Raw genomic sequence first — 14464 nt, forward strand, 5'->3', positions numbered from 1 at the left:
TGCGGGCTTGTCATGCAGTTTATATCAGCTTTTGCCCCCCACAATAGCCCGAATGGCGCTGACGATATCGCCAGGCAAGGCCACGATCTTGCTGTTTTCTGATTCCCCCATGCGCTGCAGTGCCTGAATATAACGATCGCCTAGCAGGAATGTCGCAGAGCTGTTGTTTTCTTTCACGGCTTCGGCAATCAGGCGTATCGCCTCGGCGGAGGCCTGTGCGGCAACCATTTGCCCTTCGGCATCCTTGCGGGCGGCTTCCAGCCGGGCTTCGGCGTTCAGGATAATGGCCTGCTTTTCGCCTTCGGAACGGGTTACCAGCGCTACCCGCTCACGCTCGGCGGAGGCCTGCATTTCCATGGCTTGCTGCATGTTGGGGGAGGGCTTGATGTCCTGGATCTCCACCGACTTGACGGTCAGGCCCCAGTCGAGCGCCTCGTCGGCAATCGCTTCTTTTAGTTCAGCCTTGATACGGTCACGCGAGGTCAGCGCCTGGTTCAGATCCATGCCGCCGATGATGGAACGCAGGCTGGTTTGCACCATATTGCGCATGGCTTCACGAAAATCCTCAATGCCATACACCGAACGCTCAATATTGCTGACTTTGATGAACGACACCGCATTCGCCAGAATGACGGCATTGTCCCGCGTGATCACTTCCTGCTGGGGCACATCCAGAATGATGTCTTTGGTGGTGACTTTGTAACGCACCTCGTAGATGAACGGGATAATGAGGTTAAGCCCCGGCATCAGCACACGGTTAAACCGCCCCAGGCGTTCCACTACCCATTCTTCGCCCTGCGGCACAATGCGCAGACCTTTCCAGATGGCAATCACAACCAGGACGATGAGGGCCAGCATGAGTTCGGTCATTTCAGTTCCTTAAATATAGCGTTGCTTGATGTTTGCATGGTGCGGAAAGTTATCAACAATCTCAGGCGGCAACGCCAGAGCGTTTCACGCGCAAGGCATTGCCTTCAATACTGGTAATCTCGGCCTCTTCGCCTACGGCTAATGTCTGGCTGGAAATGGCTGTCCATTCCTTGCTGCCCATCACGCCCTGAGAGAAGCGGATACGCCCGCATTGCTCGGGACTGACCGCGACGACTATCTGGCCTGTGCGGCCAATTTCTTCCCCTTGGGACTGTCCCAATCGGGAGGCGGCCGGTTGACGGCGTTCAAATTTTTTCCATATGAGCAGGGTACTTAGGGACAGACCAGCGAAGAGCAGGAGTTGCACCCCGAGTGAAATGGCGGGAAACAGCCATAACAGCCCGCTGATGATCAAGGCCGCGAGGCCAAACCATAGAATGTACAGTGTGCCCGTTGCCAGCTCGGCAGAGAGCAGTACCAATCCGAAAATTCCCCAGATCCAGACGGCGTCCAATGGCGACCTCATGTGTCAACAGGTAAAGCCGTATCCTAACCCAAAGTTCTGACTTCGCGTCAATTCCGGCATACGCCATGGTCCGCATGAATCTCTGGGCAAGGGCGGGCCAGGCAGGCGGCCGCTGTGGTAAAATCCCCGACCTATGAATACTCAAACCACTGAAAACGCAGACACTTTAGCCAAAGCTTTTGACCCCAAGGCGCTCGAAAGCAAATGGTATCAATTCTGGGAATCCCGCGGCTATTACGCGGCTGGCATGGATGCCTCCAAATCAGACAATTTCTGCATCCTGCTGCCCCCGCCCAATGTGACAGGTACCCTGCACATGGGCCATGGTTTCAACCAGACCATCATGGATGCCCTGACACGCTATCACCGCATGCGCGGCGACAATACGCTGTGGCAGCCGGGCACGGATCACGCTGGCATTGCCACGCAGATCGTGGTGGAACGCCAGCTGGATGCGCAAGGCGTGAGTCGCCACGACTTGGGCCGCGAAAAATTTCTGGAAAAAGTGTGGGAGTGGAAAGAATACTCCGGCGGCACCATCACCCAGCAGATGCGCCGTCTGGGCACATCGCCAGACTGGAGCCGCGAGCGCTTCACTATGGATGCCGGCCTCAACAAGGTAGTGACCGAGAGTTTTGTCCGCCTGTATAACGAAGGCCTGATATACCGCGGCAAGCGCCTGGTGAACTGGGATGTGAAGCTGGGCACGGCGGTTTCTGACCTGGAAGTGGTGCAGGACGAAGAAGACGGCTCCATGTGGCACATCAACTATCCGCTGGCAGATGGCTCCGGGCATCTCACGGTAGCGACCACCCGCCCGGAAACCATGCTGGGTGACGTAGCGGTGATGGTGCATCCTGAAGATGAACGCTACGCGCATCTGATCGGCAAGGCCGTCAAGCTGCCATTGTGTGATCGCGAGATACCGATCATCGCCGATGACTATGTGGATCGCGAGTTCGGTACCGGTGTGGTCAAGGTAACACCGGCGCATGACTTCAATGACTATGCGGTAGGTCAGCGTCATGGTTTGCCCATGATCGGCATCCTCGACCTCAAGGGCTTCGTCAACGAGAATGCGCCTGAAGGCTATCGCGGTCTGGAGCGCTTTGCTGCCCGCAAGCAGGTTGTGGCTGATCTGGAAGCCCAGGGCTTTCTGGGCAAGGTCGACAAGCACAAACTGAAGGTGCCACGTGGTGACCGCACCGGCGTGGTGATTGAGCCCATGCTGACCGACCAATGGTTTGTCGCCATGAGCAAGCCGGCTGCCGATGGCAAGAGCATCACACAAAAAGCGCTGGAGGTGGTGGCCGACGGTCAGATCAAGTTCTACCCGGAAAACTGGGTAAACACCTACAACCAGTGGCTGAACAATATTCAGGATTGGTGTATTTCGCGCCAGCTGTGGTGGGGGCATCAGATCCCTGCCTGGTATACCGACAGTGGCAAGGTGTACGTCGCGCATGATGCGGACGAAGCGCAAGCCCTGGCGGCAAAGGATGGCTATACCGGCAAGCTGAAGCGCGATGATGACGTGCTGGATACCTGGTATTCCTCCGCTTTGTGGCCGTTCTCTACCCTGGACTGGACAGGGGATGAGGCCGTGGATGCGGCGAATCAGGCACTGCAGCAATATCTGCCATCCAGCGTGCTGGTCACCGGCTTTGACATCATTTTCTTCTGGGTAGCGCGCATGGTCATGATGACCACGCACCTCACCGGCAAGATTCCGTTCAAGCATGTGTATGTGCACGGGCTGATCCGCGATGCGGAAGGGCAGAAGATGTCCAAATCCAAGGGCAATGTGCTGGATCCTATCGACCTGATCGACGGCATTGATCTGGATGCGCTGATCAAGAAGCGCACGACTGGGCTCATGAATCCCAAGGACGCGGAAAAGATCGAGAAGCGTACCCGCAAGGAATTCCCCGAGGGCATCTCTGCGTATGGCACGGATGCGCTGCGCTTTACCTTTGCCAGCCTGGCTTCGCCAGGGCGCGATATCAAGTTTGACCTGCAGCGCTGCGAGGGCTACCGCAATTTCTGCAACAAGCTGTGGAATGCCACGCGCTTTGTGCTGATGAACACCGAGGGGCAGGATTGCGGCCTGGAAGATTGCAAAACCAAGCCTGAAGGCTATCTCAGCTTTTCCCAGGCTGATCGCTGGATTGTCAGCCTGTTGCAAAAAGTGGAGGCGGATATCGAGCGTGGTTTTGCCGATTACCGTTTTGACTTGATCGCGCAAAGTATCTACAAGTTTGTGTGGGACGAGTATTGCGACTGGTATCTGGAAATTGCCAAGACCCAGTTGCAGACCGGTACCGAGGCCGAGCAGCGCGCTACGCGCCGCACTTTGCTACGCGTTCTGGAGACCGTCCTGCGTCTGGCGCACCCCATCATGCCTTTCATTACCGAAGAAATCTGGCAAACCGTGGGCCCCTTGTCTGGCCGTGACATGCATCAGCCTGGCCCCAGCATCATGCTGCAGGTGTATCCAAAATCACAGCCAGGCAAAATTGATGAACAGGCGGAAGCTTGGGTTGGTCTGCTGAAAGAAGCCGTTGATGCCTGCCGCAGTTTGCGCGGGGAAATGGGTATTTCGCCCGCGACGCGCGTACCCTTGATTGCGGCGGGAGATGCCTCCGCATTGCAAGCCTACGCTCCGCATCTCAAAGCCCTGGCCAAGCTTGCCGAGGTTGAGATTGTTGCCGAGTTGCCGCAAGCCGATGCCCCGGTGGCGCTGGCAGGTGAATTCCGCCTGATGCTGAAGATTGAAGTGGATGTTGCTGCAGAAAAGGAACGCCTGAGCAAGGAAATTACCCGCTTGCAAACCGAAGTCAGCAAAGCGGAAGCCAAACTGGGCAATGCGAGTTTTGTCGATCGTGCGCCTGCCGCCGTGGTGGCACAGGAGCGGGAACGTCTGGCGGGCTTCAAGGCAACGCTGGACAAGCTGCAATCCCAATTGGCGCGTTTAGTTTAGGGAAATGACGGCCGCGTGACGCGGTTGTCGTTTACTGACCAAAAATGTCAGTCCTTTAGAAACAAGCAGATAGTAAATTGACTTTGCTGGAGCGCGGCGCGTTAATAGATGCATGAAAAGGCAAACCCGTTTGAAAGAACGGAGACGCAAAGCTACCGGTCTAAGGAGCAATCTATGACAGCGGGGCCGCCAATCCTCCAGTAAGCCAACCGGCTGGCTGCCTTTTCGGATAAATTCAATTTTTTGTTCTTAACACCGTTAAAGAACACTATGGATGCAAGACGAGAGGACAACATGATGAACCCCAGAAACGCAATATTGGCCGCGATTACTATCATGGCCAGCACCGCTGCAATGACCGCTCAGGCTGCGGAATACATTAAGTGCACTGGCACATCGGGCAAGACGATTTATACCAACCTGCCTTTTATGTGCGTAGACGCTGCCAAGCAGGCGCAAGAAGCAACGAAAGCGGCACTCGCTGCGCAGGCGGCCAAAGACGCGGCTGCCAAAGCGGCCGCCGAAAAGGCCGCCGCCGAAAAAGCAGCTGCTGATAAACTGGCAGCAGAAAAAGCAGCCGCCGCCGCTGCTGCCGCCGCGGCTGCTAATAAATTGACCACAGATGCCGTCTTTGCACCCACCAGTTTTTGGTATACCCCCATCCCCAAAGATGCTGTACTGCACGAAAACTCGGCTAAATTGGTAGAGGAATTCGTCCGCCAAAAGAAGTCCTACTACAACACTGTAAATATCAATACCGGACAGTATTCCAGCCCGATATATATTGCTGATGCAAAAACTCCGGTTATTCGCGTAAACGAGTGGGATTGCCAGAAAAAAGGCTATAAGGATTCTGGGCTAATGACGCAATGGGCTAATGTTCCCATGCCAAGTTATGCAGTAGCTTCGGAGGGAAATGATAAAGAAATGACGGTTTATCAGCCTTCGACCGATACTGTCTGGGAATTCTGGCAGGCGAAAAAAGAAAATGGGGTTTGGTATGCATGCTGGGGAGGCCGGCTTGATAATGCATCCAAGAGCAATGGGGTATTCTTCAAGTATTATGGGACAACGGCGACCAGCCTGCCATTCCTTGGTGGCCAGATTACGGCTGAAGAGCTCAAACGAGGAGAAATTCGACATGCTATCGGCATTTCCATGGTCGATCTTGAGCACTGGAATATATTCTCGTGGCCTGCCAATCGCTCTGATGGTTGGAATCCTAACAAAGCCCCTAACCGTATTATGGAAGGCCAACGTTTCCGGTTGGATCCCAACATAGATGTAAATGCGCTGCGGATGACCAAGGCCGGCAAAATCATAGCCAAAGCAGCGCAGACATATGGGTTCGTTGTATGGGATAAAGCGGGAGCAGTGTCTATCCGGGCTCAGAACATCTACTCGTATACAAAATTAGGCATGCCTGACCCTTATCCTACACTGTTTGAAAACAAGCCAAGCTATGCTGTTCTGGATGGTTTTCCATGGGAAAGCTTGCAGTTCATGCCCATCAATTATGGTAAGCCCGAAACTACTACCACTAAGTAATCTCAGGTTTTAGCTCGTACGCTTGCGAATGTGGAATGTAAACACCTTGTCCTGCATGGCCTCATCCGGCTCCTGCAGGGCAAGCATTTCATGCCCCGTCTGTTTGCAGAACGCCTGAAAATCTTTTACCGACCCCGGGTCGGTTGCCAGCACTTTCAATACTTGGCCGGACTCTAGCTCGGCCAAGCCTTTTTTACAGCGCAAAATCGGCAGCGGACATTTAAGACCGCGCGCATCCAGTTCTTTCGTAAATTCCATTTCTTATTCTCTTTCAAGATCACGCTTGAAGCGGGGCAAAAGGAAATCCAGCCCTTCCCCAAGCCAATACACCGCCTTGCAGGTTGTACACATTCTCACGGCCATGACTTGCAATAAACGATGCAGCTTGCCCTGACCGTATGCCGCTATGGCAATAAAAAACCAGGGTTTCGCTTCCTGCCGTCAAGTCATCAACGCTGGCCGGTATGAGGGAGAGTGGAATATGACTTGCGCCAGCGATAATCCCCCGAGCCACTTCATCGGCGTTGCGCACATCGATGAGACGCAACGTCCCTTTCTCAATGAGGGCAAACAGGTCTGCTGCGTCTATGTCTTTATGGGTTGTCATGGTGGAGCCTAAATATTGAAGTGAGAGGGCAATCATTCACTGCAGTCGGAGAGAACACAAGGCGTCGATGTTTCTAATGACACGCCCGGCTAAATCTGGAGCAGTGCTTTTGTTTTAGCGAGTGATGATTCGTACATGCCGATGGCGATGTAAGTTCCTGCAATGAAGGGGGTGATTTTATCGCTAATGTGACACGCCGTCTCTTGTTAACACCTTAAGTGCTGTCATCCAGAGTATTTTCAAGTCAAACATCAGCGATTGCCTGTGCAGATACTCTGCATCCAGTGCCACTTTCTGCGGGATGGGCAGCTCATCTCGTCCATTGACTTGGGCCCACCCTGTTAAACCAGGTACCAGTGCATCCACTCCCTGCGCTGTACGCAATGCAATCAGATCATCCTGGTTGTACAGGGCTGGCCGAGGCCCGACAAAGCTCATGTCGCCTTTGAGTATGCTCCAGAGCTGAGGTAGCTCATCCAGACTGGATTTGCGCAAAAATGCCCCGATCGGTGTCAGCCATTGCGAAGGGTTTTCCAGCAAGTGCGTTGCAACGGCGGGAGTGTCGATGCGCATACTGCGGAATTTAGGCATTTTGAAAATCCGGTTGCGCCGTCCAACACGATCACTCCAGTAGACGATGGGCCCTGGGGATGTCAGCCTAACAAGCATGGCCACAATCAGAATGGGCAGTATCAGCAACAGGGCAGCGATTAAAGCCAGTATCAAGTCAAACGCGCGTTTCATGCTTATCCTCGGACTGGGCGGCGCGCCGCAATCCTTCATCAATGGTGATTGGTGGGTTCCAACCTAATAACTGTCGCGTCTTTTCAATATCCACCTGTAAAGAGCCACATAGCCGCTGGAAAATGCTGCGCTTGTTCAGCAAGATAGCCCCCAGCTTTAGGATCGGAATGGGTACAAAAAAGAGGCGGGCTGGTTTACCAAGCGCTTTTGCCATGCGAGTCAAGAGCTCGGCAGATGACAAATCCTCCCCATCACTGACCAAAAATATTTGGTTGGCGGCGGCAGGATGGTCGATGCAGGTAATAATAAGATCTACCAGGTTATCCAAGGCTACCAAGCTGCGGCGGTTTTGATTTACAGCCCCCAGAGGTAATGGCCATCCGCGGGCCAGCCACTGCATCATAGAGGCAAAATTGGCTTTTACGCCGGGACCGTATACCAGAGGTGGTCGGATAATGACGACCTCCATGCCTGTTTTTCTTCCTATGGAGAGCAATGCTTGTTCTGCTTCATATTTGGAAACCCCATAAGCATCTTCTGGCACGGGCTGGCGATCCGCTGAAAAAGTCTGTCCAGGAAGAGTTGATTCCCCATTTACTTTGATGGAGCTGACAAAAATAAAACGTTTCACCCCCATTGCCGCTGCTTGGTGAGCCAGATTCAGGGTTGCGTCAACATTCACATAACGAAATGCTTGCAAAGGGTCGGTGCTTTGTTCAGACATCACATGCACACGTGCCGCAAGATGAATGACATTGCTGACATTACTTAAGGCTAATGTCCAGTCGGTGTTTTTGGAGATATCACCAATCGTAGTTAACTCAATCTCGTCGACCGACTCTGAACGGGAACGTATTGCGCCTCGCACAAGATATCCCTTTGTTGCCAATGTGTTGCATAGTCGCCTACCGACGAAACCATTGGAACCAGTCACCAGCGTTCTCATCGTTAGAGGTCCAGTGTTATCAGCGTTCGCGAAAATGAGAATGCTATGGGGTAACGCCATTCAAACGTGCATATGTTTTGACGCATTATCAAATCACTCTCCCCGGCGAGGTAGACGAGCGGCATGCTTCATGAAATAACGCGCCATACTCTGAAGATGCCAAGTCAAAAAACGCAGCCTTACATGGCTGGCTCGCTGCGCGGCATGAGTGACATGCACCATCGGCTGAATAGCCTTAATCTTTGCTCTGGATTTCCATAGGCGGGTACAAATATCCGCATCTTCATAATAAAGGAAAAAATGGGTGTCAAAGCCCCCTACCATCGAAAACCACTCGCTACGGAACAGCATGAACATACCCGCTACCCAATCAACCGAGATAGCGGTGCTATCTGCAGGAACCGTTATTGCGCCAGATTTCCCAAAAATGACTTTTGAAATAAGACCAGACAATGTTGGAAACTGACGAACATTGTCTTCAATGGCCCCATCGGGCGCCCTCACGACAGGTGCAATTACCCCCACATCTGTTTCTGCTATTGCCATTTTCAAATGCGAAAAAGGGTCACCGTTGAATGTAATGTCAGGGTTGAGCACACAGAATAAAGGGGTGTTACAAAAACGGAATGCCTGATTATGGTTTTCCCCAAATCCCTTGGGGTTCATATTCTCAATTTTATAGATACGATCAACCAATGCCTCTGGTATCTCAAGCAAAGGCTCCGCAATATTAAGCGTGAGCACAACCTTCGCAATATCGGGGCATTGAGTTAGAGCTCTCAAGCATTCGTTAAGCAACGCGCCATGGCCATGACTGACAACGGAAACGGTAATGGTATTTTTCATGTCGTTTTTAAGGGTGATCAGGGTTGTCTAGCCACTCACAAACGGTCATATCGAACTTTTTACCATCTGCAATAATTAAACGTTTATCGGGCGCAACACCCTCAGCAGCAATAGTGGTTGCAATGACAGTGGCCCCAGAGTCTACCATCTGAAGAACCTTGATTTTTACGCCTGCACCATAACGCAAGGGTGCAATGCATAATGTGGCTGCGGCAAGTAGAGGCGAGGGGTCATCCACTGCTCCGGTGATTTCGATGCCTGCAATAAATTTTGCCAACACTCTAAGCAGAAAACGAGGCCGTATACCCACAACCCACAAACATGCATCGGGGTGTTTTGCTTTTATTTTCGGAAAGTGAAAAAGAATGAAATGGACTATGGACCAGTGGTTTTCAGCGCGCTGCATATTGCCAAAAAAGACCAGGTTGCGCCTGCCAGCAAATGATTTAATAAGCTCCCAAGCTGGCTTACCTTCTGGCACAACCCCAGCTTTAACATGATGTAGAGGTGCCACAGAAATCTCACCTGCATAGCCAATATTGCGTAATAACACAGCATCTTTTTCTGCCATCACATGGCAGCGCTCTGCATGGGAGCTAAGGCGATTCTCTATTGCACCAATCTGATTTTTTAGTAAAGACAGCAAGGGGCGCCGGGAAACTTTCTGAAAGACGATGTCATGCACGAAGTAGTCTATCGAACGTTTTTTTAGTTCAGATACGAAACCTAGCGATGAGGGAAACTCTATCCAGATAGAGTCGAAAAGAGATGTTTCCAGTTTTTGTTTTAAATGCAGCCGATTGCCAGGGCTGCATCGAGTGAAAAACCATGGCGCAATTAAGCTGCCATAGCTCCAGTTGCACAGAATACCAAGCACGGAAGTCCAGCGGCTCTGCTCGATCACCGTATAAGATTTACAGAGCTTCACTACCTCCGCATTCTCGTGTTGGGATGGGAATGAAAAACATACCACATGCACTTCGTGACCCTGTTGGATAAGGTTTCTTAGATTACTCTCGCAGACACCTTCACCTGCGCCAATGAATCCCTCTCCCCCCGGATGCGACGACGTTACGAAAAGAATGCGACTCATGCTGTCTGCTAAATCCAGCGTTTTCTTAGGTTGAGGATTGAACAACGTAAACTGGCTAGTTTTTCGCTGAGATACAGCCTGTAGTTAGCTCTGATATGGACATTGTTGGGTATCACGCAACCATGCTTGCCAATTTCACCCGATAGCCTGTGCTCAAGATATATACAGCGCGCTTTGGTCGATATGAGCTTGGCATCTGTGGAGTAGCGACCTAATCCAGGCCAAACAAATGAAGGATGCCCATAAAGCAAAAATGCCCGGATGAACTCTCTAAAAGCGGCTGGTAGGTTAACACCCCATGCTTCATCAGAAATAGCAAGGTTGCGGTCAATGCCATCTGCATCTGCCAGCGATGGTAAGTTAAGAAGAATATTCATCCCTATGCTATTTAAAAGGAAACAATAGGTCGAAATGTAAAGATTCAACCTGCTCCATGGATTCTGATGGCATAAGGTGAGATATTTATCAGCCTTGCCACAAATAGCGGGCACTTGAAGTTTTTCTACCAAATCACGGTATTTCAGTGTCTCTTGCGCATTGGCATATGCGCTGTGGATAGAAAACAAACTATCATTAATGAATAAAATGGAAGACGGTGGCTGTTCGTTTAATGCCAGACAGTGTTTAAGACCTTCAATATAGGCTGAGAAATCATGGTCAGAGTTTGATCCATGAATATAATTCCAATCAGAATCGTTGGATGGTAAGGCCTCCTTGTGATTACTGACTATAATGCCATGCAGTTTCAGCCCTAATCGCTTTGATAGAGCATCAAGTTTGTTGCGTAGGTCTGCTACATGTAGAGAGTATGCACAAGCTATTACCAATTGTGAGTTATATGGATAAGACATAAATACCACCTAGTAAGCTAGCGGCATGGCCGAATACCGAAAATGGTAATGGAACATATTAAGTTCAACTTAATGCTTTTTTGATCCAAAGACATTTCTTACTGCTTCAAGAAATTGGTGGCCGTGACGCAAATCAGGCTCGAGGTGGCATCCCTCGGCCCATTCATTCCAAGCATTGATAAATATAATTCGCTCATCTTTCGGGTATTTGCTTACTCTTGATGAAGCATTTCGCAGCCATAACTCAAACAGTTTTGGATCATGGTTCTGAATTACTGTTGCTCCTGCGCGTCGCCTAGCTGATTTGTCCCAACTTGGCACTACACAAGGGAATTTACGTTCCGTTGAGGTAGGTGAGTTAATAGCATTAAGCAATAATTTTTTATAATCAAAAACATTTAAAACTGGCAATTGAGGTATGAATCCAGCTAGGCCTATGCTTTTACTCAAATAATTAATGACTCTTGCTGGGAAATAACGAAGGTAGTGCCAAGCATTTGGTTTCTGCATTGTACTAGAGTGTGGCTCAAAATCGACAATCGCATCAAACCCGAGTTTTATAGTTTCATCATCGGCTAATCTATGCATATGACTGCGAACAGCACAAATGTACAACCCAGAGAGACCCAGCAAAACCGATTTTTTTCTCCATCGATCCAGAATATTTTTAATATCTGGGAACTGATCGATTCTATATATTAGAATCAAAGGTTTATCATTAATTCGCATGTATCTAATATCGGCAAAAAAATGCTTTAGGTAATCCAAATGTTCTTCGGGATTATACGCCTCTAAATCTTGTCGTATTAAGAGCTCGTTTTCCCTACCATCCCAGCGTCGACTCCAAGATTCGTTAGCCCAACAGATACAAAATGGAAAATCAGGCTGACCTTCTTTAATCATTGCTTCTATTGGAGTTTCAAGAAGCATTTTTCCATTAAACCAGTAATGATAATAGCAAAAGCCGTTCACCCCGTATTCTCGGGCGAGTTCAGCCTGAGCAATTCTTGTTTCTGCCATTCGTAGATCATAAAACCCTAAATCTGCCGGAATATGAGGCTGGTAATGACCCCAAAATTTAGGCCGAGCCTTTGCTACATTTGTCCATTCTGTAAATCCATTACCCCACCACTTATTGTTTTCTGGAATTGGATGAAATTGTGGTAAATAAAATGCGATTACACGAGATTCTTTATCTTTATTATTCATCATCTCAGCTTGAGATTATATTAATATCTACGACTTCAATATTAGGTAAGGGAAATACTAAATTTATACCGAAAAACTTTTTATTAGATATAAAGAAATCTCTGAAATGCCAAGGTAAGACTATGAGATAGTCTGGTTTTTTAGCAATTAAGTCATCTTCGGGAATTATCGGAATCCAAGTACCTGGAGTATAGGAGTCAAACTTTTCTGAATTTACTTCGCCAACGAAGTTAACCTCTTTACTTGTAAGGCCACAGTATTGCAACAGCACGTTGCCTTTGGTAGATGCACCAAGTAACGCTAGTGATTTACCTTCAGATCGGGCTTGGGATATGAAAGCCAGTAAATCATGTTTTGTCTGAGCAACCCGTGTTGAGAAAGCACGGTAAGGCTCAAGGGTATCTAATCCTTTAGTACGTTCACTATCCAAAATATTTTGTACATGAGGCGCTATGGACTGATTGCCAAGAGACTTTTGTACGGTCACGGAAAAACTGCCGCCATTAATATCATTGAACTCAACATCGACAATTCGGAATCCAACCCGATCAGTCATCCATTTGATTTGTCGTAAAGCATAAAACTCAAGGTGTTCATGGCAAACCGTGTCATACGAGTTTGTTTCTAGCATGGTTGGCATGTAGCTTTGTTCAAAAACCCAGATTCCGTCGTCGGCTAGCACGTCATAGACCTGTTGCATGAACCCCATTGGGTCCTCTAAGTCATAAAACATGGAAAAAGAGGTGATTACTTTTGCTTTTTTATCTTGAAACCTAGTAGTAATAAGTTTTGATGAAAAGAAATCTGGAATTAGTTGTATATGGGGGGGGTAAAAGGTGTGAAATTTGATCCCGGTTGGATCAATACCAACCAATAAAGGGCCATTGGAAGGATAAGCTTGTAATGTGGTGCTGTCATTACTACCAATATCAATAACCAAGTCCCCTTCACCTAAGGACACAAGATCAAGGATGCGTTTCACCTTATTATTCAGGTGAGTTACCATACTTGCATTCAGGCCCGATCGATATCCGTAGTTTTCTCCATACATTTCACCCAGGTCATATGAGTGCTCCATTTGTAGTAGCCCACAAACATCCTCGGTACCAGTACATTTTACCAATCTCAGAGGGCCCGAAGTGATCTGGGCGTGAATTTGCTTTGGGAATACACCAGTAAGCATCTGATCTCCAAGATCTAATACCTGTTCAAGATGTGAATTCCCACAAATCCTGCACTTTTCTATTTTCTTATACATTCGCTAAGCCTTAATTATTCGTTAATACAATGCGTTAGATGGTGCAAGTCAGCGTCCACCATTTTGTGAACCAATTCCTTGAACCCTGTTTCTGGCACCCAGCCAAGGACTTTGCGCGCTTTTGCTGCTGATCCAACTAAAGGGCTTTGTTCATTCGGACGAAATGCTGCAATATCTTCACGAACATATTCTTGATAAGCCAGCCCCAAATGACTAAAAGCAAGCTCGCAAAACTCTCTCACAGTATGGATTTCTCCAGTCGCAAGCACAAAATCATCTGCGGTTTCCTGCTGAAGCATTAACCACATGCCTCGCACGAAGTCGTTGGCAAAACCCCAGTCGCGTTTTGCATCCAGGTTGCCCAGATGTAGTTCTTTTGCCAAGCCTAACTTGATTTTTACAGCCTCATGCGAAATCTTGCGAGTTACAAATCCTAGTCCACGTCTAGGGCTTTCGTGGTTAAACAAGATGGCCGAGCACGCAAAGATAGAATAGTGCTTGCGATAAATCTTGATCATCGAGTCAGCATACAGTTTCGCTGCACCATATGGGCTTCGAGGTATTGTCGCTGTTGACTCAGATTGAGGGCTCTCAATTGGGTCGCCAAAAATTTCTCTACTAGAGGCTTGGCATAGACGCATGGTAGGGTCTACACGTTTGATAGCTTCCAATAGTCGCGTTACCGCTATACCGTTTACCTCACTAATCAATACAGGATCGTCATACATCCCGGAGCCAGAAGACATGGCGGTAAGGTTGTAAATTTCTCTGGGCTTGTACTTCCTCAAGACATGCGCGATTTTTTCCTGATCAAAAACATCCCACTCGACTAATTCAACATTTCTGCGAATAGTCTCATTAATTGCGCGCTCAGCTTTAGCTATATCTCTGACGCCACCAATCACTCGGTATCCCTTGCTTATCAGAAGTTCAGCCAAATAACTTCCATCCTGACCGGTGACGCCTGTAATTAAAGCAGATTTCAT

Annotated in this window: 14 protein-coding genes and 1 riboswitch; of the genes, 2 read left to right on the forward strand and 12 right to left on the reverse strand. The window is 49.1% G+C overall.

Annotated elements, in window-relative coordinates:
• Nucleotides 1-24 precede the first annotated feature (24 nt).
• The gene (locus MPQ_RS00485) at nucleotides 25-870 is read right to left on the reverse strand and encodes an SPFH domain-containing protein (RefSeq protein WP_013440915.1); all 846 of its coding nucleotides are present in this window, start codon (nucleotides 868-870) and stop codon (nucleotides 25-27) included.
• 61 nt (nucleotides 871-931) lie between these two features.
• Nucleotides 932-1384 (reverse strand): NfeD family protein, encoded by a 453-nt coding sequence (locus MPQ_RS00490; protein ID WP_013440916.1) that lies wholly within the window; start codon nucleotides 1382-1384, stop codon nucleotides 932-934.
• Between the two features lie 145 nt (nucleotides 1385-1529).
• On the opposite strand from MPQ_RS00490, the gene MPQ_RS00495 reads away from it, so the two are divergent.
• Nucleotides 1530-4376 (forward strand): valine--tRNA ligase, encoded by a 2847-nt coding sequence (locus tag MPQ_RS00495; RefSeq protein WP_013440917.1) that lies wholly within the window; start codon nucleotides 1530-1532, stop codon nucleotides 4374-4376.
• 109 nt (nucleotides 4377-4485) lie between these two features.
• Nucleotides 4486-4570: riboswitch (cyclic di-GMP riboswitch) on the forward strand.
• Between the two features lie 100 nt (nucleotides 4571-4670).
• Entirely contained in the window at nucleotides 4671-5924 is a 1254-nt protein-coding gene (locus tag MPQ_RS00500; RefSeq protein ID WP_148225244.1) for a DUF4124 domain-containing protein, read from the forward strand.
• Nucleotides 5925-5933: 9 nt separating this feature from the next.
• On the opposite strand, the gene MPQ_RS00505 is transcribed toward MPQ_RS00500, so the two are convergent.
• From MPQ_RS00505 to MPQ_RS00545, 10 genes are all read right to left on the reverse strand, one after another.
• Nucleotides 5934-6182 carry a sulfurtransferase TusA family protein gene (locus MPQ_RS00505; protein WP_013440919.1) on the reverse strand — a complete coding sequence of 83 codons (249 nt, stop codon included), beginning with the start codon at nucleotides 6180-6182 and terminating at the stop codon, nucleotides 5934-5936.
• Between the two features lie 19 nt (nucleotides 6183-6201).
• Entirely contained in the window at nucleotides 6202-6531 is a 330-nt protein-coding gene (locus MPQ_RS00510) for a rhodanese-like domain-containing protein (RefSeq protein WP_041361900.1), read from the reverse strand.
• Nucleotides 6532-6714: 183 nt separating this feature from the next.
• Complete coding sequence (locus MPQ_RS00515) at nucleotides 6715-7275, reverse strand: sugar transferase (protein WP_013440921.1); 561 nt, start codon at nucleotides 7273-7275, stop codon at nucleotides 6715-6717.
• Nucleotides 7259-8281 (reverse strand): SDR family oxidoreductase, encoded by a 1023-nt coding sequence (locus MPQ_RS00520; RefSeq protein WP_013440922.1) that lies wholly within the window; start codon nucleotides 8279-8281, stop codon nucleotides 7259-7261. Before MPQ_RS00520 ends, MPQ_RS00515 begins: the two co-directional genes overlap by 17 nt.
• Nucleotides 8282-8314: 33 nt before the next feature.
• The gene (locus MPQ_RS00525; protein WP_013440923.1) at nucleotides 8315-9067 is read right to left on the reverse strand and encodes a glycosyltransferase family 2 protein; all 753 of its coding nucleotides are present in this window, start codon (nucleotides 9065-9067) and stop codon (nucleotides 8315-8317) included.
• 7 nt (nucleotides 9068-9074) lie between these two features.
• Nucleotides 9075-10160, reverse strand: a complete 1086-nt coding sequence (locus tag MPQ_RS00530) for a glycosyltransferase (protein ID WP_013440924.1) — start codon at nucleotides 10158-10160, stop codon at nucleotides 9075-9077.
• An 8-nt stretch (nucleotides 10161-10168) separates the two neighbouring features.
• Entirely contained in the window at nucleotides 10169-11011 is an 843-nt protein-coding gene (locus MPQ_RS13800; protein ID WP_148225245.1) for a hypothetical protein, read from the reverse strand.
• Between the two features lie 69 nt (nucleotides 11012-11080).
• Nucleotides 11081-12223, reverse strand: a complete 1143-nt coding sequence (locus MPQ_RS00535; RefSeq protein ID WP_238525325.1) for a glycoside hydrolase family 99-like domain-containing protein — start codon at nucleotides 12221-12223, stop codon at nucleotides 11081-11083.
• Nucleotide 12224: 1 nt separating this feature from the next.
• Nucleotides 12225-13478, reverse strand: a complete 1254-nt coding sequence (locus MPQ_RS00540) for a class I SAM-dependent methyltransferase (RefSeq protein WP_013440927.1) — start codon at nucleotides 13476-13478, stop codon at nucleotides 12225-12227.
• A gap of 14 nt (nucleotides 13479-13492) precedes the next feature.
• Nucleotides 13493-14464 carry a GDP-mannose 4,6-dehydratase gene (locus MPQ_RS00545; protein WP_013440928.1) on the reverse strand — a complete coding sequence of 324 codons (972 nt, stop codon included), beginning with the start codon at nucleotides 14462-14464 and terminating at the stop codon, nucleotides 13493-13495.

This window comes from Methylovorus sp. MP688, assembly GCF_000183115.1.
GTDB lineage: Bacteria > Pseudomonadota > Gammaproteobacteria > Burkholderiales > Methylophilaceae > Methylovorus > Methylovorus glucosotrophus.

What these genes read in the sequence shown, in the direction of transcription:
- MPQ_RS00485 (WP_013440915.1), bottom strand. Translation starts at nt 870, where the DNA reads ATGACCGAACTCATGCTGGCCCTCATCGTCCTGGTTGTGATTGCCATC.
- MPQ_RS00495 (WP_013440917.1), top strand. Translation starts at nt 1,530, where the DNA reads ATGAATACTCAAACCACTGAAAACGCAGACACTTTAGCCAAAGCTTTT.
- MPQ_RS00500 (WP_148225244.1), top strand. Translation starts at nt 4,671, where the DNA reads ATGATGAACCCCAGAAACGCAATATTGGCCGCGATTACTATCATGGCC.
- MPQ_RS00505 (WP_013440919.1), bottom strand. Translation starts at nt 6,182, where the DNA reads ATGGAATTTACGAAAGAACTGGATGCGCGCGGTCTTAAATGTCCGCTG.
- MPQ_RS00510 (WP_041361900.1), bottom strand. Translation starts at nt 6,531, where the DNA reads ATGACAACCCATAAAGACATAGACGCAGCAGACCTGTTTGCCCTCATT.
- MPQ_RS00515 (WP_013440921.1), bottom strand. Translation starts at nt 7,275, where the DNA reads ATGAAACGCGCGTTTGACTTGATACTGGCTTTAATCGCTGCCCTGTTG.
- MPQ_RS00520 (WP_013440922.1), bottom strand. Translation starts at nt 8,281, where the DNA reads ATGGCGTTACCCCATAGCATTCTCATTTTCGCGAACGCTGATAACACT.
- MPQ_RS00525 (WP_013440923.1), bottom strand. Translation starts at nt 9,067, where the DNA reads ATGAAAAATACCATTACCGTTTCCGTTGTCAGTCATGGCCATGGCGCG.
- MPQ_RS00530 (WP_013440924.1), bottom strand. Translation starts at nt 10,160, where the DNA reads ATGAGTCGCATTCTTTTCGTAACGTCGTCGCATCCGGGGGGAGAGGGA.
- MPQ_RS13800 (WP_148225245.1), bottom strand. Translation starts at nt 11,011, where the DNA reads ATGTCTTATCCATATAACTCACAATTGGTAATAGCTTGTGCATACTCT.
- MPQ_RS00535 (WP_238525325.1), bottom strand. Translation starts at nt 12,223, where the DNA reads ATGATGAATAATAAAGATAAAGAATCTCGTGTAATCGCATTTTATTTA.
- MPQ_RS00540 (WP_013440927.1), bottom strand. Translation starts at nt 13,478, where the DNA reads ATGTATAAGAAAATAGAAAAGTGCAGGATTTGTGGGAATTCACATCTT.
- MPQ_RS00545 (WP_013440928.1), bottom strand. Translation starts at nt 14,464, where the DNA reads ATGAAATCTGCTTTAATTACAGGCGTCACCGGTCAGGATGGAAGTTAT.